Source organism: Chitinophaga fulva, assembly GCF_012927205.1.
GTDB classification, from domain to species: domain Bacteria; phylum Bacteroidota; class Bacteroidia; order Chitinophagales; family Chitinophagaceae; genus Chitinophaga; species Chitinophaga fulva.
In genome coordinates, this window is the sequence record NZ_JABBGC010000003.1 from 24,048 (window position 1) to 45,642 (window position 21,595).

General features: G+C 51.8%; 18 protein-coding genes. All 18 read left to right on the forward strand.

The features are described from left to right. The first annotated feature begins 7 nt into the window (after positions 1-7). The 18 genes from HHL17_RS23335 (at position 8) to HHL17_RS23420 (ending at position 21,590) form a co-directional block, all read left to right on the forward strand. Positions 8-517 (forward strand): hypothetical protein, encoded by a 510-nt coding sequence (locus HHL17_RS23335; RefSeq protein WP_169227267.1) that lies wholly within the window; start codon positions 8-10, stop codon positions 515-517. 156 nt (positions 518-673) lie between these two features. Beyond that, complete coding sequence (locus tag HHL17_RS23340) at positions 674-1,405, forward strand: RNA polymerase sigma factor (RefSeq protein ID WP_169227268.1); 732 nt, start codon at positions 674-676, stop codon at positions 1,403-1,405. A gap of 96 nt (positions 1,406-1,501) precedes the next feature. Next, entirely contained in the window at positions 1,502-2,716 is a 1,215-nt protein-coding gene (locus tag HHL17_RS23345) for a FecR family protein (protein ID WP_169227269.1), read from the forward strand. 264 nt (positions 2,717-2,980) lie between these two features. Beyond that, on the forward strand, positions 2,981-6,232 hold the full coding sequence (locus HHL17_RS23350; protein ID WP_169227270.1) for a TonB-dependent receptor: 3,252 nt from the start codon (positions 2,981-2,983) through the stop codon (positions 6,230-6,232). A gap of 22 nt (positions 6,233-6,254) precedes the next feature. Further along, positions 6,255-7,895 (forward strand): RagB/SusD family nutrient uptake outer membrane protein, encoded by a 1,641-nt coding sequence (locus tag HHL17_RS23355; RefSeq protein WP_169227271.1) that lies wholly within the window; start codon positions 6,255-6,257, stop codon positions 7,893-7,895. Between the two features lie 75 nt (positions 7,896-7,970). Next, complete coding sequence (locus HHL17_RS23360) at positions 7,971-9,104, forward strand: aryl-sulfate sulfotransferase (protein ID WP_169227272.1); 1,134 nt, start codon at positions 7,971-7,973, stop codon at positions 9,102-9,104. Positions 9,105-9,122: 18 nt separating this feature from the next. Next, positions 9,123-10,118 carry a c-type cytochrome gene (locus tag HHL17_RS23365; RefSeq protein ID WP_169227273.1) on the forward strand — a complete coding sequence of 332 codons (996 nt, stop codon included), beginning with the start codon at positions 9,123-9,125 and terminating at the stop codon, positions 10,116-10,118. A 321-nt stretch (positions 10,119-10,439) separates the two neighbouring features. Next, positions 10,440-10,709 (forward strand): PAAR domain-containing protein, encoded by a 270-nt coding sequence (locus tag HHL17_RS23370; RefSeq protein ID WP_168873429.1) that lies wholly within the window; start codon positions 10,440-10,442, stop codon positions 10,707-10,709. 238 nt (positions 10,710-10,947) lie between these two features. After that, positions 10,948-11,490 carry a DUF4255 domain-containing protein gene (locus tag HHL17_RS23375; RefSeq protein ID WP_169227274.1) on the forward strand — a complete coding sequence of 181 codons (543 nt, stop codon included), beginning with the start codon at positions 10,948-10,950 and terminating at the stop codon, positions 11,488-11,490. Between the two features lie 9 nt (positions 11,491-11,499). After that, entirely contained in the window at positions 11,500-12,054 is a 555-nt protein-coding gene (locus HHL17_RS23380) for a hypothetical protein (RefSeq protein WP_169227275.1), read from the forward strand. Between the two features lie 35 nt (positions 12,055-12,089). Continuing rightward, positions 12,090-14,021 carry a phage tail sheath C-terminal domain-containing protein gene (locus HHL17_RS23385; protein ID WP_169227276.1) on the forward strand — a complete coding sequence of 644 codons (1,932 nt, stop codon included), beginning with the start codon at positions 12,090-12,092 and terminating at the stop codon, positions 14,019-14,021. A gap of 31 nt (positions 14,022-14,052) precedes the next feature. After that, positions 14,053-14,484 (forward strand): phage tail protein, encoded by a 432-nt coding sequence (locus HHL17_RS23390; RefSeq protein WP_169227277.1) that lies wholly within the window; start codon positions 14,053-14,055, stop codon positions 14,482-14,484. Positions 14,485-14,518: 34 nt separating this feature from the next. Continuing rightward, positions 14,519-14,962, forward strand: coding sequence for a phage tail protein (locus HHL17_RS23395; protein WP_168873425.1), 444 nt, complete (start codon positions 14,519-14,521; stop codon positions 14,960-14,962). 11 nt (positions 14,963-14,973) lie between these two features. Continuing rightward, positions 14,974-15,171 (forward strand): DUF5908 family protein, encoded by a 198-nt coding sequence (locus HHL17_RS23400; RefSeq protein WP_169227278.1) that lies wholly within the window; start codon positions 14,974-14,976, stop codon positions 15,169-15,171. 23 nt (positions 15,172-15,194) lie between these two features. Beyond that, entirely contained in the window at positions 15,195-15,881 is a 687-nt protein-coding gene (locus HHL17_RS23405) for a CIS tube protein (protein WP_169227279.1), read from the forward strand. After that, complete coding sequence (vgrG, locus tag HHL17_RS23410) at positions 15,871-17,595, forward strand: type VI secretion system tip protein VgrG (RefSeq protein WP_169227280.1); 1,725 nt, start codon at positions 15,871-15,873, stop codon at positions 17,593-17,595. Before HHL17_RS23405 ends, vgrG begins: the two co-directional genes overlap by 11 nt. A gap of 5 nt (positions 17,596-17,600) precedes the next feature. Continuing rightward, on the forward strand, positions 17,601-18,047 hold the full coding sequence (locus HHL17_RS23415) for a GPW/gp25 family protein (protein WP_169227281.1): 447 nt from the start codon (positions 17,601-17,603) through the stop codon (positions 18,045-18,047). A 9-nt stretch (positions 18,048-18,056) separates the two neighbouring features. After that, positions 18,057-21,590, forward strand: coding sequence for a baseplate J/gp47 family protein (locus tag HHL17_RS23420; protein ID WP_169227282.1), 3,534 nt, complete (start codon positions 18,057-18,059; stop codon positions 21,588-21,590). Positions 21,591-21,595 lie beyond the last annotated feature (5 nt).

Genomic DNA, 21,595 nt, shown 5'->3' on the forward strand with positions numbered 1-21,595 from the left:
ATTTATTATGAAAGCTACAATTTGTGTAACCTCCCTTGTACTGGCGATACTGTGCCTGTCTTTCACAACCGGGCCAAGAAAACAGTATTGCAACAACCGTTTCCAGTTTTGTATGGAGTATCCGGACGATTTTAAAGCCAACGGGGAATCAGGGAACGGCGACGGCCAAACGTTTTCTGCCCCTAAGAGCACGGCTAAAATATGGGCCTACGGTCACCTCGCACTCGACCCAAGAGACCTGGACGAAAATGCCGACCCTGATCCCCTGAAGCATGAATTCAAAACATCCACCGAAGGGCTTAAACTGGCTTACAAAGTCATCAAACCCAACTTTTACATCTTTTCCGGCACTAACGACAAAGGAGATATTGTCTACTGTAAAACTGCCAGACATAAGATCAACTACATGGGCAGCCCTGATTCCGAAGTGCTTCAGAGCATCATGATCATTTACCCGGCAGCCGAACAGGATAAATACAAAGATTATTGTACCTACATCGCGGGAAGCCTCAAATAAAAGAGGCTCCCCTTTCTCCCCGTTTATTGATCCTACGCGAATTATTATTACCTTCCCTGCCTGAATAAAAACAACCAAAGTCAGTAACTGTTACCACGTGAACATGAAACAGGATTTCACCAACAATCCTGTCAAAACAGCTGAATAATTCTCCGGATGAGCAATGAACCAGTAACATTCCGCGACCAGCCCACTGCCGGCCAACCGCAGGCGGATACCGCCAACGCCCAACTATGGGATGAAGTGCGCCAGAACAATCAGGAGGCACTGGTAGCCCTGTACGAAAAGATGTACCTGTCGCTGGTCAATTACGGCATCCGCAGCTGTGGCGATGCGGAACTCACCAAAGACGCCATCAACGATGTTTTCCTGGAAATATGGGACAAACGCCACCAGCTGAACAACGTCCGCAATGTGAAATCGTACCTTTTTACGTACCTGCGCCGCAAAATATTTGCCGGCATACGCCAGTCACAGCAGACCGGCGCCGCAGCCGATGCTTTCGCGACGGCAGCCCCTTACGAGCTTTCCTATGAAGCCCGTATTGTGGCCGTACAAACCACCGAAGAGCTGCGGCAGAAGGTACGCAGGGCCATTTCACAACTCACGCCCCGCCAGAAGGAACTGGTGGAGCTCCGTTATTTCGATGGACTGCCCATGGAAGAAGTGGCCCGCCGCACCGGTATCACTACCAAAACAGCCTACAACACACTCGGCTCGGCACTCAAAATATTGTCTGCCGCCTTCTCCCTGCTGATGCTGTTGCATATCAAATCGCTCCGTACCCTGCCCGCACAGGATGCCACCTTGTCCATACACGACAAAGGTCCCCTCATCGGCCCACTGTCTGTCAACCTTTATTTTAATATCATCAACACACTGAAATAAAGGCCTTTATCTCCCTTTAACTTATATAGAAAAAAATATTTTGGGATTCTTTGGGAATAACCCGGGATTCCACACACTATATCATAGTAACACGTCATGGAAAACGCTTTTATCTCCACTGAAGATTTTTTACAAGACGATTCCTTCCTGCGCTACTGTATGGGCGTAAGCGAGGAAGATACCCGCCATTGGGAAGACTGGATACGGGAGAACCCCGACCGCCAGGTACCCTTTGAGCAGGCCAGAAAGATATTTGATGCCATTAACGGGCAACAGGGACAGCTACATGCTGCAGTCGGCCAATTCAGGTTGTTGCTCCGGGAGCATGTTGCCAATACAACTGCACAGGCGCCTGCTGCCTTAACCCCTCCTGCCCGGGGCCAACAACGCCGGCTCTACTGGTGGTCTGCCGCCGCAGTACTGGTACTCGTGGCTGCCACCGGATGGTACCAGTATAGCCGTTACCGTGAACAGCAGCACTTCACCGCCGCCCGGCCGGCCCATGATGTACTGCCCGGCACCACCAAAGCGATGCTCACACTGGCCGACGGCACCTCCGTTCCCCTCGACTCCGCCGGCTCCAGCCAGTTTGAAGAAAAAGACGGCACCCGTATTAGTAAAGGCCAGGGCTCCCTGGTATACGACCACTCCGGCAATACCGAAGAAAAAATACTGTTCAATACCCTCGCCACGCCACGCGGCGGTGAATACCAGATCACCCTCCCCGATGGCAGCAGGGTATGGCTCAATGCCGCATCATCCCTGCGCTTCCCCACCCGGTTCGCCGGCAACGACCGTACCGTATACCTTAACGGGGAAGCCTACTTTGAAATAAGTCCCAATGCACAGCAACCATTCCACGTACAGCTCAGCGACAACCAAATCACTGTATTAGGCACCAGTTTCAACGTTATGAATTATGCCGATGAAAACAACATCACCACCACGCTCGTCACCGGGAAAGTCATGGTATCCCGGCCCGACGGACAACAAGCCGTTCTGGCCCCCTCCCAACAGGCGGTCATCACCAAAGGACAAAACCGTATCACGGTATCCGAAGCAGACGTCGATAAAACCATCGCCTGGAAAACAGGGATGTTTGAATTTGAAGATGACAATCTCCCGGCTATTATGCGGCAGATCGCCCGGTGGTATGATGTAGAAGTTGTCTATAACGGCAATATCCCGGACCAGCACTATTCCGGCTCCATCCGTAAAACGTCTACCCTGTCGCAGGCCTTACGCATCCTGCAAACAGCCGGTATTCAATATTCCATCACCAACAAAACCATTACAATTAAGTCATTTTGATATTTGGCCATTTGGTCATTGGAAGTCAGCCAGATTACGTTAGGATCTACAGTCAGGAAAATCAAAAAATAAACAAATGCCTAAATGAAAAAATGCCTAAATGAAAAACCGGACATGTCGCCACATGCCCGGTAGAAAGTTCTGGCAAACAAAAAACAATTGTCGTAAAGCCTTATTGCTCACCAAAAACCTAACAAAGTTATGCCATTTAGAAATGCCGTCAAACACCGGTGGTCCCCGGTGTGCGCGCAAATGCTGAAAGTTATGAAGCTAACTGCTTTTCTGCTGCTGGTACTAGCCCTGCAGGTCAGTGCTACCGGTTACTCGCAAAAGCTGACCCTGGACATGCGCCGTGTACCACTCACCAAAGTGCTCCGGGAAATCAGAAAACAAACCGGCTATACCTTTTTCTACAACACCGAAATGCTGAAAACGGCCGACAAAGTATCCGTTTCCGCCAGTCAGGCCAGCCTGGAAGATGTCATGGCCCAGTGCCTGGCAGGCAACAAGCTGAACTACAGCGTGGTGGACAATACCATCATCCTGTCGGTTAAAACCGATGGCACGGACGTAAAGCCTGTCGCCAATATTTCCGTATACGGCCGTATCACCGACGCCCTCACCGGCGAACCGCTGACAGGCGCCTCTGTTAAGCTGAAAGGCAGCACCAAAGGCACCAGCACCGACGCTAAAGGCAACTTCGCCCTCGAACTGCCCGATGGCGGCGGCACCCTCGTCATCTCCTTCATCGGATATGAGACCATCGAGAAACATGTCACCAAAGCCGGTCCCCTCGATATCACCCTGCAACAGAAAGCAGTACAGAGCGAGGAACTGGTGGTGGTAGGCTACGGTACCCAAAAACGGAAAGACGTGACAGGCTCCGTTTCCTCCGTTCGCGTGAATACCATCAGCGCCAATGTCTCAAAAAATATCAGCGGCGCCATCCAGGGCCGCGTTCCCGGCGTATCCGTGGAATCCGCCAGCGGCGCTCCCGGCTCCGGCCTCAATATCACCATCCGCGGTCTCAGCACCCTTGGCAACAATGCACCACTGTTTATCGTAGACGGCGTGTTCGTGAACAGCATCGATGGCGTAAGCCCTAACGATGTGGAATCCATCGAAGTATTGAAAGATGCGGCCACCGCCAGCATCTACGGTTCCCGCGCGGCCAACGGCGTGGTGATCGTTACCACCAAAGGCGGTCTGAAAGAAACAGCTCCCAAACTGGAAATCGACAGCTGGTTCGGCGTTCAGTCCGTTCCCAAGAGAATGAGCCTCCTCAACGGTGAACAATGGACTAAACTGATGCAGGCCAACATGACCGGCATCCCCAACTACAACGGCGTTAACACCAACTGGCAGGACGCTATCTTCCATCAGGCTACGATTGCCCGTACCAACGTTAACTTTAGCGGCGGCTCCAAAAACTTTACGTACAACCTCTCCGGCGGATACCTGAAAGAAAACGGTACCATGATCAATACCGACTACTCCGCTGCCAACTTCCGTGTAAAAACACAATACGAAAAAGGCAGAATTAAAATAGGCGAGACCGTTATTATCAAAAGAGGTGTCAGCCGCCTCGCTCCCGGCGGCGGCGACCAGACCCACAGCCTCGTGGGCAGCGCCCTCGTGATGCCGTCTACCGTACCGGTATACGATCCCACACAGGACCTCGGCGGCTACGGCAGAAGACCGATATACATGAAAAACCTGTCCAACCCCGTTGCCCTGCTGGAACAGGTAAACAGAAGCTCGAAAGACCTGAACCTGCTGGCCAACGCCTTCGTGGAAGTGAAACTGATCGAAGGGCTCCGCTACCGCTTCAACGTAGGTCTGACGGAAGCACAGGGTTATATCCGCACCTATACCGGTATCTACAATGACGGCAACGCCGCCAATACCTTACCCGACCTTTCAGAGGGCAGCTCTATCTCCAACTCCTGGCTGGTGGAAAATACCCTGAGCTATACCAAAAAACTGGGCAAACATAACATCGATGCGGTAGCCGGTTATACCGCCCAGAAAAATACCTACTCCGGTTTCAACGCTTCCCGCAACGATCTGCCGGACGGTACTTCCGTACTGGGCGCCGGCACAGCCAACTCCCAGAAAAATGATGGCAGCGCCAGCACCAGCGCTATCCTGTCCACCTTCGGACGGGTGATGTATTCCTACGATTCCAAATACCTGTTCACCGCATCTATCCGCAGAGACGGTTCCTCCCGGTTTGCGAGCGACTACCAGTTTGGCTCCTTCCCTTCTTTCTCTGTTGGCTGGAACATCCACAATGAAAACTTTTTCTCCGGTCTGCGTGATGTTGTCAGCAACCTGAAACTGCGCGGCAGCTGGGGCGTACTGGGCAACCAGGAAATCGGCAACTATCTTACGCAGTCTGCCATCTCCAGCGGTATCAACTACGTACAGGGCAATACGCTCTGGCCAGGCGGCACCGCCAGCGCTTATGCTTCTCCCCTGGACCTCTCCTGGGAAGAAACCAAGATCGTCAATGGTGGTATCGATGCAGGCTTCCTCAACAACAAACTGTTCTTCATCTTTGAAGTCTTCCATAAAAAAACCAATGGCGTACTGCTCGGTGTGCCATTCCCCCTGTCTGTGGGTAAAACGGGCACGCCTACACTCAATGCCGGCGTGATCGAAAACAAAGGATATGAAGCTTCCGTGGAATATGCCGACCAAACCCGCAGCGGTCTCAAATACCGTGTGATGTTCAACCTTTCCCATACCGCCAACGAAATGACAGCCATCACTGTCGGCTCCGGCAGACAGGAATTCGGCGACATCTCCAGGGCCAAAGTAGGCGCACCCATTGGCTCCTTCTTCCTCATCAAAACCGATGGCATCTTTAATTCCCAGGAGGAAGTCAATACCTATAAAGGCAAAGACGGCAATCCGATCCAACCGGACGCCAAACCTGGTGATATCCGCTTCGTAGACTACAACGGCGACGGCAAGATCGATAACCAGGACGTACAGAATGTTGGCAGCCCCTTCCCAAAAATCACCATGGGCCTGGCCGCTAACCTGTCTTATAAAAACTTCGACCTGAACCTCTTCTTTGAAGGCGTGTCCGGTAACAAGATCTATAACGGCAGAAGACAATGGATGGAAAAAATGACCGAAGTGACCAACCTGTCCACCGCCGTACTTGACGCATGGACACCGGAGCATCACTCCAACTTCCCCCGTTTCACCCTCTCCGATCCTAACAATAATAAAAGAGAAAACAGCGACAGATGGCTGGAAGACGGTTCCTACATCCGTTTCAAACGCCTGGAATTAGGTTATACCATGCCTACCGCTCTCACTGGCAGATGGGGCATTGACAAGGTCAGATTTTTTGGTTCCGCTGAAAATCTCTTCACCGCCACCAAATACAAAGGTTACAATCCGGACCTGGGCGGTGGCGCCCTCTCCCGCGGTATGGACAATTCCTGGGATGCCTATCCCCTGTCACGCACCTTCCTGCTGGGCCTGAACCTTTCCTTCTAACCATCAAAAAAAGTTGTACGCAATGAAAAAATCAATCAAATATATCGGCGCACTGGCACTGACGATGGCGCTGGCCGGCAGTTGCAATGAACGCGACTTCCTGACACAGACAGATCCCAACAGGATCACCGAAACTAATTTCTGGAAAGACGAAAGCAGCTTAAGCATGGCGCTGGCCGCCACCTACAGCCCGCTGCGCCTTCCGCTCTACGGCTACTGGGGCGCTTTCACCGGTGTACAGGACATCAACGCCATGGGCGACGATGTATTTACTATCCCCGGTGAAGAAGCAGGTACCTGGGCCATCGCTTCCTATACCAACGATGAAAACAACAGCGACGCCGCCGATATCTTCGACAGGACCTATCAGTGTATCCATCGCGCCAACCTTATCCTGGCACGTATCGACAAAGTGCCCATCGATGCCGCTAAAAAAGAGATCTATATCGCAGAAGCCAAATTCCTCCGTGGTCTGTCCTATTTTATCCTTGCCTCCAACTGGGGCGCCGTACCACTGCGCACCGAACCGGTGGAAACCACCAACGCCTATGCCGCCTCCTGCGCCAGTAAAGACGAAGTATGGCAACAGGTGATCAGCGACCTGTCCGCCGCCAAAGACAAGCTGCCGGTAAAACGCGATCCCAAAGAGCAAGGCAGGGCCACCAGTGGCGCCGCTATTGGTTTCCTTGGCAAAGCCTACCTCTATATGGAGAACTACCCGCAGGCCGAAGCGACCCTGACGCTGCTCACACAGGCTCCTTACAGCTATGGCCTCGTAGACAATTTTGAAGACAACTTCACCGACGCCAACGAGTTCAACAAAGAATCCATCTTTGAATGGGTATGTGCGCCCCTCGGTGACCCGTATGGCCCATGGGGCGCTGAAACCGCCAACTCACCGATGTTTAACTACATCCCGCAGTTTATCGGTCCCCCGGCAGGTGGCGGATGGTTTAAATATGTGCCGTCCAACTACCTCGTGTCACAGTTTGTAAAAGAACCGCGCCCGGCTGGTTCAGATACCAAATTCGACAAACGCATGTACGCCACGCTGATGTGGAAATACTCCACCCTCGGCGAAGCAGACAACACCTTCTACGATAACAAAACGTTCGACGACCTGTGGGGTTCCGCACGCGCCAAAATCTTGCGCCTCTACCCTGATACCAAGCTGGATACCACTACCAACGGCCGTTTCCTGATCAAAAAATACACGGGCGCCTGGCGTAATGTGGCCAATGCCGACAACTACTGGGGCGCCACACCATCTACCGCCAACTATCGCGTGATGCGTTTCGCGGAAGTCCTGCTCATGCGCGCAGAAGCAGCCACCCGTAACGGCCACACCGGCGTAGCACTGGCAGACATCAACCAGATACGCACCCGCGCCGGCCTTGCGCCCAAAACCGCAGCAGACCTGCCCGGCGCCGATCAGCTGATAGCAGAAATAGATCACCAGAAACTGCTGGAAATGTTCTACGAACAAAACAGGATCTATGACCTGCGCCGCTGGAACAAGTCAGCCGCTCAATTAGCGTCCATCCTGACAGCCCGTGAGAAACAAGGCGCCAACACTTTCAAAGCCAAACACTATGTATTGCCTATTCCTGCAAGAGAACTGAATGCCAATCCCAAGGCTACACAGAACGATCTGTGGAAATAATATTCATCACCCCGGGCCAAAAGCCCGGGGCTATTTCGTTTCCCAGGACTGAAGTCCCGGGCCAAGCTAACTGCCATGCACACACGCCTGCTATGCCTGCTGCTCCTGCTCTGCAGCTGTACCGCCCACACCGTCCGCATCAACATGGATGTTCCGCCAGCCCTTCAGGACCAGCTGAAAGCCACTGCTGTACCCGGGGAAAGCCTGCCGCCGGAATTTGAGCAAGGGTTACTGTTACTGAATCAACGCGATGACCCCGGCATGATATACCTCGTCAATGCCGCCGGACGTATTGTCTGGTATCACCAGGTGAAAGGTACCGGTTTCAAAACCGCACACCTGACCAACGAAAAGACATTCCTCTGTATCCTGGGTGATAAAACTTTCCCCACCAGTTATGGCAATGAAATACTGGAGATCGATCTGCGTGGCGACACCCTGCTGCATCTGAAAAAAGGTCAACAGGATTTTAATGCGGACGTGCACCATGAGGTACTGCGCAAAGGTCAGGATGCCATCGTAGCGCTTACCAGCGTTGAAAAGATAGTAGACCTCTCCCTGCAGGGCGGCAGTGAACAGGACACCGTAAAGAGCGACGGCATCGTGGTATTTGACCGCGAAGGCCACCGCCGCTGGCAATGGAGCGTATTCGACGCACTGGAACCTACTGCCGATACAACTATCATGCACACACGACATGACTGGATGCACGCCAACAGCTTAAGCTTCGACAAAGACAGCAATTATCTTATTTCCTTCTACAACAATGGGCAGATCTGGAAAATCAATGCACAAAGCGGCAAGATAATGTGGAAGTTCGGCAAAGGCGGCGACTTCGCCATTCCCGATTCCGCCGCATTCGACATGGGACATGCCGTACATATCAATGCCGACAATGACCTGATGTTGTTCGACAACGGCGTATCACGCCAACAGTCGCAGACGCTGGCTTTCCGGCTCAACGACAGTTCCCGGCAGGCTACCGTGACGCTCCGGTCTGTACTGCCACCCTATCTCTTTAATGAAAGGATGGGCAGCGCTTACCTCGTTGGCCATAATCATGTAGTACAATGCTGTTCCAAACGCAACACCGTCATACTGACCAGCCGCAACGGCCGCCCGCTGTGGACCTTGCGCACCACTTTCATTCCGTACCGGGCTGAGTTCATCTCTCCCTCGCAGTTATTACCCTATGTCATCGCAGAATGACATACAAAGCTTTTGTTTATGACTACAACACAATATATCCGTACCGGTTGTTTCCTGGCAGCAGCTGCTGCTGTGATGATCTGGTCCTGTAATACCGGCAGCAGCGCCAAAACACCGGCAGCAACGATCAGCACCGCACCGGAGTTGTTGAAAGTGGATACCAGCACCATCCCGAAAGACAAGTACGGCGAGATGGTCCGTTATGGCCGCGAGCTGATGCTGAACACCGCCTATTATATCGGTCCGGAGGGTATAAACGGCCGTTACCTGGGCAATAAAATGAACTGTACCAACTGTCACCAGGATGGCGGCACCAAAGCATTTTCGTTCAACCTGATGTTGTCCCATCAGGAATATCCGCAGTACCGCGCCCGCGAAGGAAAGGTGCTTACGCTCGCAGAACGGATCAACAATTGTGTAACGCGGCCGCATAATGGCAAACCGCTGCCACTGGACAGTAAAGAGATGGTCGCTTTTCTGGCGTACCTGAGATGGATCAATAGTTTTGTGCCGAAAGACAAACCGCACCAGGGCAGTCACAACCTGGCGGTAAAACTGCCTGATACCGCCGCTGACCCGGAAAAAGGAAAAACATTATACCAGGAACATTGTGCCCGTTGTCATGGCAAAGACGGAGAAGGCCAGCTGGCCGGCGTTACGTACACTTATCCACCGCTGTGGGGGCCTAATGGTTACCAGCCCGGCTCCAGCATGCACCGTGTGATCAAGCAGGCACAGTGGCTGAAGGCCAATATGCCTTATGACAAAGCTTCGTGGAACAAACCGTTCCTCACCGATGAAGAAGCCCTCGACATCGCCGCGTTTGTGAACAACGACAGCATACATGCCCGTCCGGATGTCAAAAACTACGACTATCCGCATGTGGCTGAAAAGGCCATTGACTATGACAAAGGGCCTTTCGCGGATACTTTCTCCGCACGGCAACATAAGTACGGGCCATTCCGCCCGGTGATCAGTTACTGGGAACAGAACGGCATGAAAGCGTCTTATTAATCAGGAATCCTAATCATTAGCTATACTACGACACCCTGCAAAAGCTTCCCTTACCGGGAAGCTTTTTTCATTTTCGTCTCCGGGGATTATAAAAAATCTCCTAAAAACGTATAGCCTCCTCAGAAAAATAATTTGGTTGTAATAGAATTAATCTCTACCTTAATTGTCGGATTTCTACTATGCTCTTTTTTCCTGGCCGCGTCGTAATAGAACCTCAAAGATTAGTGGATACCCCCAAATAAGCCAGGAGGAAGACCCGAGAATAGTATTTCAATTTGTTTAAGACGGGAAGTTCAGAAGAAGCGTAATTAATTGTTGCTTATGTCATTTCCAGCGGCGACTATCGGGGATCTTCATGTATGCTCACATGGAGGTGGCCCTGTCCTTGGCCCGGGATGCCCAACCGTATTAATTGGTGGCAAACCAGCGGCTGTTATCGGGGACAGTTGTGTTTGTCCTTTAGCACCTGATGCCATCATTACTGGCTCTGCCACGGTGTTGATTGGTGGTAAACCGGCAGCACGTATAAGCGATAGTACAGCCCATGGAGGTGCCGTAACAACAGGTGCCGCGAATGTCCTGATTGGCTGATTTCACAGATTATCAAAACATTTTTTGTGTTTATTGTTTGCCTTCGGCAGATGATGAACAGGGATTGGATTGCATTTTCTTAACGTTGGTCTTTTGTCTGCTTCAAGACAGGAGGCCGATCGGGAGTGGATTGTTTTTTCCTGAACATGGATGTTCTGCCTTCGCCCCCCTTTTTAAAAAGACACAATTTTATATATACAGTTGTTTGCAGCAAAAGGATACAGTTTAAAATATACATATGCTGACCGAAATACTGACCATCATCAGGGATAGTCTTACGCCCCAATTTGCAGGCGGAGATTTCGATCTGGGCAACATCGCCAGTCCGGGTAACGCAGCACCGTCTGTGCTGCTGACACTGGTGAACCTGAAAGAAGAACCCTCCCTTAAAAACACAGCTTACTCCCGGGTAAACAACGCCACCCTGAGAACGGAATATTTCAATCCCTATGTATTTCTGAATGCGTACATCCTTTTCAGTTCCCGTAAAAGCAACTATAAGGACGCCGTATCAGACATCGGAAAGATCATTCGTTTCATTCACGGACAAAACCAGTTTTCTATCAACTACAATGGTACAGACTATCGTGTGGTATTAAACATGTATTCTCCGTCGTTCGAGGAAATGAACCATCTGTGGGCCATCCTGGGCGGCAAGGTATATCCCAGTATTATGTATGTGATGCGCGTGATTGAACTCCACAACACCAACGTGGTGACAGGCGACGGCGTGATCGAAGCCATCACCGGAAAATTCAGTGTTATTGACCCTAAAAAGTGATTACCTCTGATGGAAAATATAACCGTAGCATATCAGCATGTTTGTGAAATTGCATTGTCCCACCAATATGTGACAGCCACCCAGCCGGCCCTGCCGGCAACTGAGTGGATACAGTGGTATCCTGATATCGCCACGCTTCAGTTGCTGGATGATAAAAAACTAACCGTGAGGGCCTTCAATGGCGGCCTGCGGCTGATCACGGCCATCAAAGCAGATAAAGACCCGATTTGTGATCTCAGCAATACGAATATCAGGATAGGGTTTACATTCATTCCCGCCGTAGCGGCCCATACAAAACTGGACGCTCACTTTCTCGTGGGCAACCAGGAAGGAAGATATGTATTTGGCAATGCCATTGCCAAAGCCAATGGCAGCACTTATCCTGACATTTCCCAGCAGACCGTTACCGTGGCCGCTCCTACAGACAGTGAAAGGCTTTTCGGTTACATCGAAATCAATATCATCCGCGGCCCCGGTAACTATGACCTGCTGGATACCGGTGGTAAACTTAAATACCAGAAAGGAACAGCCAACAGCAAATTCTCCCTGATATTTCAACAATAAACTTTTTATAACCATCACTTCTTAAACCCCATCACATGCTCAATTTAACTGCCATCAAAACACCCGGCGTTTATATAGACGAAGTGCCCAGGTTCCCGCCCTCTATTGCAGCGGTGGAAACAGCCATCCCGGCATTTATCGGGTATACGGAAAAAGCAGACATGCTGAGCCCCGGCGACCTGCACAATACACCAACACGTATCGGCTCCATCGCCGATTACCAGCTGTATTTCGGCGGACCGGCCAAACCCGTTGTCAACGAAGTGCAGCTCGATCTCAACAATCAGTTCTCCAGTGCCAAAGTAGATTACCAGTGGTTCCTCTACGATTCACTACGGCTGTTTTACGCCAACGGTGGTGGTGATTGCTACATCGTGTCTGTTGGCCTCTATACCGCCGGAGCACCGGTCCAAGGCGATATCCAGAATGGTATAGACGCCCTCGTCAAATACGATGAACCTACCATCATCCTCTTCCCCGACGCCGCCACCCTCGCCGGCACCGCCCTCTATGATCTGCAGGTCTCTACCCTGAAACAGTGCGACGATCTGAAAGACCGGGTAGGCCTCTTCGACCTGAAAAGGACCGATGCACAGGGCGCGGAATTCCGCGATAAAATAGGCATCAACAATCTCAAATACGGGATGGCCTATACGCCGTGGGTACAGGTGGCGCTCGACAAAAACATCCTGTATGCCGATATGGTAGGTAAAATCAAAAAAGCCGGCGTACTCATTCCCTCCCTTAAAAACTTTACGACAGATACCAACGTCCAGAAAGTGATCGACGACCTCGACAACCTGGCGGCTGACAATAAAAAAATCAGTACCGAATTCAATACCCTCCTGGGCACGGATAGCCTGGACAGCCTCTTCAATAAAAAAATCAATAAATTCATCCTCAGCGGTACCGCCACTGACCTTCAGGATGTATTCAAATACCTGCTGGATATTGCCAATACCGTCAATACCCTCGACACTACCACTCCGGCGCCGGGCACCCTCAAAAACGCCGATATGGTAGTGAACCTCAAAAACACGGTACTGGCGCTGAAAGACCGCTACACCAACCTGATCAACTATCAGGCTGACCTGAAAGCGCTGGCTACTCCGGGTTACACCACACAGACCTTCGCCGGCACTGCCACCGCCGACTGGGGCGGTGTATTAGGTGCCGCCGGTACGGCAAACGGTGTACTTTCCGGCCCTACCGACAAAGCCAAGATGCTCAGTGTGGTCCCCCTCGTGCAGAATGAGTTCTATGCCATTCAAAGCACCATACAGGCAGGCATCCTCGGTGCAGCGGCCATCCTCGAGAAAGCGAAAAACGACGCCCTCTCTGCCGGATTTCCGCTGTTCAAAAGCATCATCGCAGGCATCAACAACACCAGCATGGCACTGCCGCCCAGCGGCTCTATCGCAGGCGTGTATGCCCAGGTAGACAATGCCCGCGGCGTATGGAAAGCGCCCGCCAATGTCAGCATACTCGGTACCCCGGACGTTATCTACTCCAATAGTGAATTGAATCAGCTGAACGTGGATGTTGTATCCGGCAAATCCGTCAACGCCATCCGCGCCTTCACCGGCAAAGGCACCCTCGTATATGGCGCCCGTACCCTCGCCGGCAACGACAACGAATGGCGCTACGTCAGCGTAAGGCGTTTCTTCAACATGGTGGAAGAAAGCACTAAAAAGGCCACTCTGCAGTTTGTGTTCGAGCCTAATGATGCCAATACCTGGGTAAGGGTGCAGGCGATGATCGAAAATTTCCTGCTCACCCTCTGGCGCCAGGGTGCCCTGCAAGGCGCTACCCCCGATAAAGCATTCTATGTGGCCGTCGGCCTCGGTAAAACGATGACGGCACAGGATATCCTCAACGGCTTCATGATCATCGAAATAGGAATGGCCGCTGTAAGACCCGCAGAATTTATTATCCTGCGCTTCTCCCATATCCTGCCACAAGCTTAATCCATCTTTTCACAATTAAAACCTTACCACAATGGCTGAATATCCAATTCCTAAATTCCATTTTGAAGTCAAATGGGGAGACACCACGATCGGCTTCACGGAAGTCACCGGTCTCGACAGACAGGTAGATGTCATCGAATACCGAGAAGGACAAAGCAAAGACTATAACAAAGTAAAAATGCCGGGCCTGCAGAAAAGCAGCAACATCACCATGAAACGCGGCACCTTCCCCAATAAAACCGAATACTTCGACTGGTTTAAGGAAGTCAACAACCTCGGTAAAATAGAACGGCGCACCATCACTATCAAACTGCTGAACGAAGTGCATCAGCCGGTGTTCACCTGGTCCGTACTCAACGCCTTCCCGGTGAAAGTACAGGCCAGCGACCTGAAAGCAGATGCCAACGAGATAGCAGTGGAAACAATAGAAATCGCGCACGAAGGAATCAGCCTGGTCAAATAACCAAATTTCAAAATCAATAAATCTCCAAATTTCTATGGCTGGTTACTACCCACCGGTAGGCTTCCACTTCAAAGTGGAGTTTACCGGCCTCGGCAAAAGTGACAACGATACCCGCTTTCAGGCTGTCACCGGCCTCACGGTGGAATATGAAACAGAAACCGTGAAAGAAGGCGGCGAAAACAGGTTTGAACATACCCTGCCCGTGAGGACCAAATACCCCGACCTCACACTCAAAAGAGGCATGCTGCTCACCGATTCGAAAATATTCGACTGGTGTATGAAAGCCTTTCAGGACAGGGAGTTCACACCTTCCGATATCGTTATCACGCTGCTCAACCATGAGCATGAGCCTATCCGTACATGGAACGTTGCGCAGGCCTGGCCTAAAAAATGGTCCATCACGGAACTCAACGCTGAAACCAGTTCTATTGTGATAGAAAGCCTGGACCTCCGGTACCGGTTTTTTACCGTCAGCTAAAAAATACTGCTATGCCCATCCAGATACGGGAATTACATATCCGGGTGGTGGTCAACGCCGGCGAAAGCCCACCCGGCAGCACTGCTGCCACCGGTGGTGGCGGCAACCAGCAACCACCGCCCGACAAGGCTGATGCCGATAAAGACCTAATCATCGCGGAATGCGTGGAGCAGGTAATGGCAGTGCTGCGCGATAAACTGGAGAAATAATCCCGCGTTAAATCAATAACCCCATGAGTGTCGACAAAGGCAAACTGGAGAAAGTAAAGATCATCGCATATAAAAAGCCTGAAATGGACGATGCGTCCAAAACAGGTGACTTTGATGCGTTCATCAATCCCGAAAGCTACCAGTTGAACTATAAGATCGAATACAGCGAAGGACAGGGACAAGGCACCAGTGGCAAACAACAGAAGTTCAAAGCCATCGCACCGGATGAACTGGCCCTCGAACTGATGTTCGATTCCACCGGTATCGCCGATGATCAGCCACGAGCCGATATATGGGACGATATCAAAAAGTTCAAAAAACTGCTGACAGACTATGAGGGAGATGCACATGAACCCCGGCACTTCCGGGTAATATGGGGGCCAATGGCATTTGCAGGCAGGCTCACTTCCCTCAACATCACCTTCAAACTGTTTAAGCCCGACGGACGCCCCATTCGTGCTGTCGCCAAGGTTACCTTCAAAAGCAGCATTGACGACAAAAAACGGGTGGCCAAGGAAGATCCGCTGTCTCCCGATCTGACGCATCAACGTACGGTGGCCAATGGCGACCATCTGTCGCTCATGAGCTTCCGGCAATACGAAGATCCGTCCTACTACTTTCAGCTGGCCCGCGCCAACAACCTCACCAATTTCAGGAAACTGATACCAGGTACCGTCATTAACTTTTTACCTCTGGAAGATGCCCGATAACCGCGAGATACAAACCAAGGGAACACCCTCTGTGACTACCGTCACCGTCCTTTCCGGCGGCCAGGAAGTGCCACGCTCCTACCCGATCGCATCGGTGATGGTCAACAAGGAAGTGAACCGGATCCCCGCCGCCACCCTGATCTACCAGGACGGAGAAGCATCCAAACAAACATTCGCGCTCTCCGACACCGATCTCTTTATTCCCGGTAAAGAGATAGAAATCAAGGTCGGCTATGGCGGTAAGGATGAAAGCATCTTCAAAGGCATCGTGATACGCAATAGCATCAAAGTGCGCAAAAACATATCCCTGTTCACGATTGAATGCCGGGATAAAGTATTTGCAGCCTCCATCACACCACAGGAGAAATACTACAAAGACCAGAAAGACAAGGAAGTCATGGAAGATATCCTTTCTGCCTGGAGCATGCAGAAAGAGGTCGGTACGACCACCTACAAACATCCGGGGCTGGTACAGTATCATCTGACTGACTGGGACTTCCTCCTGGAAAGGGCTACAGCCAATGGCTTGCTGATAGCCATAGACGACGGCAAAGCTACCATCAAAGCACCGGACCTGAGTCAGCAGCCGGCGGAAACCATCCAATATGGTTCCTCCCTACTGGAACTGGACCTTGAAATGGATGCACGTACACAACCCGCCGGACTGAAAAGTTACTTATGGGATTATGCCAGTCAACAGCTTACCCCTGTTGAAGCGAAAGAACCAACCGGCACACTGGGTGGTAACATCAACGCCAAAGATCTCGCTAAAAGCATCAAAACAAAAGATACGGAACTGAAATTCAACAATAAGATCAGCAGTGCCGAACTGCAGCCCGCTACAGACGGTATGCTGCAACAAGCGCGCCTGTCACGGATTACCGGTCGCGCCAATTTCCAGGGCACGCCGAAAATAAAACCCGGCAATATCGTGGCGCTGAAAGGGGTCGGCAAACGTTTTGAAGGCAACGCATTCGTTTCCGGTGTCCGTCACCAGATCGTGAAAGGCAACTGGACCACTGATATTCAAATCGGTTTTCAGCCCCCCGTTCCGGCAGGCCCGCAGGCGCCTGCATCCCGTATCACCTCATTGCAGGTAGGCGTTGTCACACAACTGGAAAATGATCCTGAGGGAGAAGACCGCATCAAAGTCACCCTTCCCTTCATCAACAGCAAGGAAGACGGTATGTGGGCGCGTATCAGCACCCTCGATGCCGGCAAACAAAGAGGCTCTTTCTTCCGGCCGGAAAAAAACGATGAAGTGCTGGTCAGCTTCATAGATGGGAACCCCAACTACCCCGTAGTACTGGGAGGCCTCAACAGCAGCGCGTTGCCCGCTCCGCTCAAAGCCTCCGACGACAACGACGAGAAAGGGCTGGTGACACGCAGCCAGATGAAAATGATTTTTAACGACAAGAAAAAAAGCTTCCAGCTGGATACGCCCTCGGGCAAAAAATTCACGTTGTCGGAAGATGCAGACATCCTCCAACTGGAAGATGAACACGGCAATAAAATCACGATGAACAGCAGCGGTATCAGCATCGAAAGCCCCAAGGACATCTCCTTCAAAGCTACCGGCGCTATGACCGTAGAAGGCAAAACAGCAGACGTAAAAGCTTCTATGGGCTTTAAAGCCGATGGCGGCGGCGGTTGTGAGCTGGCAGCAGGCAACGGCATGACAAGCGTCAAAGGAGGAATGGTAAAAATAAACTGACACACATGGACAACAACAGCTTTCTGGGCAGAGGCTGGAGCTTCCCGCCCGCCTTCAATAAATACGGCACCGTTGCCATGCTTGAAGATGTAGACGACATCTACAGCAGCCTGCATATATTACTGACCACCGCCACCGGCGAGCGGATCATGCAGCCCCGCTATGGATGCGATATGCAGGAATTCGTATTTGAACCGATGGACACCGGCCAGAAAACACTGATGCTCGAAAAAGTGGAAACAGCCATCCTTTTCTACGAACCGCGCATCAAAGTCGAAAACCTCGAAATTGACGGCAGCAACGAATGGCAGGGTATCGTATACATCAAAATAGATTTTATCGTGAAAACATCCAATTCACGGTTCAACTATGTGTTCCCCTTCTATATCAAGGAAGGTACCGAGATACCCAACTTCTTATATACCACCCCCAATATCACTGATACTTTGTAAACCACTATTATGTCACAGGATTGCCCGTTGGTATTGGACCCTTTATTTATTCCGGGAAGCGGCACTTCCCAGCAGGACAGGCAGTTGCCTGCGCTTGACCCTGCCTATGCCCCGGTGGACGAACACAGCACCGCCGATCACCTCGTGTTCACACAGAAACTATCCGCGTTCCTGCTGTTCATCAACAACGACAATAACAGCGATGGCACTACCTGGGAAAGTTTCTTCAACAAAGATATTTCCACCCAGCTGTCACTGATCGTCACACAGCAGACCAGCGACTTCGCCGATACCCTGAAAAAATTCCTGCAGCCATTGCAGGAAGGCACAGCACCCCTGGCCCAGGCCAAAAACTTTTACGGGAAAATATTCAGCGCCCTGTTCTCCCTCGCCTGGCAGATAGAGAACATGCGGGCACAGTTGCCCGATACCCTGCTGCTGAAAGCCGTAGTGCAATCCCTGATCACCACCCGCCTCAAAGACCAGCTCAAAAAGCTGCTGGCCTATTACAACAAGGCCGTCACTGACGGGCTGATCAACCCCAACGCCAATATCTATACGAATATATTCGGTACCGTGTCAGAAGACGCCGACATAGCAGCAGGACATAGTCTCCCGGCCATCTGGAACAGTACCATCACGGTGGACCCGGACATTTACAGCCCGGCGACCACCAAAATTAAAAAGCTCTATTTCGCCGCTAATCACAACTTCTTCAAAAGCGCGATCGATGTCTTTATCAAAGCCATCGTCAAAATAACGGCTGCTGCCGCACAGGAATTGCAAGACACGCTTGGAGAGTGGGACAGCCACGAGCCACACAACGCGTTGTTCCTCGCTTTCCTGAAACTGTTGCAGTTCTCCCGTACACAGCTCAACGAACTCACTCAAAGACACCTGGAACTGTATTACCAGGAGATACTGCGCCTGCGGAAAAAGCAGCCCGTTCCGGATAAGGTGTTCATGACCTTTGCCCTCGCCCGATTCGCCGATGAATACCTGCTGCCCAAAGGCAGCCAGCTGAAAGCCGGGAAATTCCCCGACGGCAGCGACGCCTGCTACGCTACAGATGCCGACCTGGCCATCAACACCGCCACCATCAGCGATATGCGCAGCGTATATGTATGCCCGGTGGAAGATGTCAACCCGGCTGTTTCCAAAAACCGCGTGTACGCATCACCGTTACCCGCCAGTAAAGATGGCAACGGTCTGCCTTTTGACAACCCGAATACGCCCTGGCATCCCTTTGCCAATAAAAAACTGGCAGACTACACCCAGGTGCAGCAGGTGAACATGCCGGTGGCACATATCGGCTTCGCATTTGCCTCCCACTACCTTTTCCTGCGGGAAGGCAATCGTACCATCACCCTCAGCGTTGCCACCAGCAGCCCTGTCACCGGTCTGAATGCAGCCGATTTTATAGCGGCTGTCACCACCGCCGCGGGATGGACGCCCCTTGCTATCACAGGCCTCGCAGCTGCCGCCACTGGCAACGGCTTTGTGCTCACCTGCTCCATGGCCGCCACCCTCCCTGGTACCGTGCCTTTCAATAAAGCCATACACCAGGCAGCCTTCGATACCACCGACCCGGTGCTGCGTATCCTGCTCAGTGACAATACCAGCGCAACTTCTGCGTGGGCGAAGCTGAAAGACACGGTCATCACCGGTTACACGCTGGAAGTAACCGTGGACAAAGTCAAAAATATCCACGTTCAAACGGATACCGGCGTCATGGACCCCTCCAAACCATTCCTGCCTTTCAATGCGGTGCCCGCCCCCGGCGCCATGCTGATGCTGGGATGTGATGAGATATTTCAGAAAAACAACGCCCGCGTAACGCCCATGTTTATGTGGAAGCAGGGCACGGAACATGATTTCGGCGAATCACCGCAGCTATATATCCTGCGGCATAACGACGGATGGAAGATTATCCGTCACCCGCTGGATATCTTCGACGCTGATATCAACGGTCTGCTACATAACAAACCCAGAGAACATTTTTATATCGACGATAAAACCCAAATAGCACCGGTTTACAGTAACCTGAATACACCTTACTCTCCCGCCAGCACCACAGGGTTTGTGCGGTACAATCTCACCACCGACCTGGGCTATCAGACCAGCCTCGCGCAACGGATGGCCTACCTTACAAAAGCAGCCAACGGCGGTGATCTCACCAGTGTGCCCACGGGGTTGTTTACCCCGCCCACCCTACAGGAGATGTACCTCCAGTATGTGGCAGACACACAAACCGAAGCGACTTTCTTTCATGTATATCCTTTCGGGGAGAAACAAACGCCTGTCGGCTATCACCTGCTGCCGCAATTCCTGCACGATGTCACCGCCAACAAACCCAGTCTGGCAGAATTTTACCTGGGACTTCAGCATTTCCTGCCCCCCAGGCAGGTGACCTTGCTGTTCCAGATAGATGAAAGCACCGCCAACCCGCTGGTAAGCAAACCAGACAACCAGGTACGGTGGCATTACCTGAAAAACGACGAATGGATAGCCTTTGACAACGCGGCCGTGGCCGACGGTACCGATAACCTGATACGCAGCGGCATCATCGCCTTTAACATCCCAAGGGAAGCAGGCCTGGGCCACCACGTCATGCCCGACCAGCAGTACTGGCTGAAAGCCACCATCGCGGAGGCAGACGAGGCGGTTTGTAAAACGGTGTCTATCGTCACTCAGGCCGTATCCGCCACTTTTGTGCCCGGTACGGACCTCACGCAGACACTGGCTTCACCCCTGCCGGCAGGCACTATCGCTAAACTGGCCACCCCTCAACCGGAGATCAAAACGGTAACACAGCCTTTTTCTTCCTTCGGCGGTACGCCGCAGGAATCCAGCCAGCAGTTCTATATCCGCTGCAGCGAACAACTGCGGCACAAAGGGCGCAGTGTCAACAAATGGGACTATGAGCACCTCGTGTTGCAACAGTTCCCGAACCTCTACCGCGCCAAATGTATTCCGCATACCCGATTCGAAAACGGCATTTACAACGAAATGGCGCCGGGGCATGTAACGGTGATCACCATCCCCTCCCTGTTGCAACGCAATGGCATTGACCCGTTGCGGCCTTTTACCTACATGAGCGACCTGCAACGGGTGAAAGAATATCTCCAGAAACTGGTATCGCCCTTCGTTCACCTGCACATCTGCAATCCGGATTATGAACAGGTACGCGTAGAAGCCAAAGTATGTTTCTTCCCGCAATATGATGAGACAATGTTCACCCATCAGTTAAAGGAAGAAATCACCCGTTTCCTCGCGCCCTGGGCTTATACCGACGGAGCGGACCTGCGGTTTGAGAACAGGATCACCAATGCGATGATCGTCAACTTCATGGAAAAAAGATACTATGTCGACTATGTGACAGACGTAAAACTTTATCACGCCGGCATATTAAAAGATATTATCACGCCCGACCGGCAATCAGCCATCATTGTACCGGTAAAGGCCACAGACCACGTGATCACGCCCATCCCCGCCAAAGCTGCTGCTGTGGTGGATAATGGACCGGATTGCGGATGCGCATAAAGCAC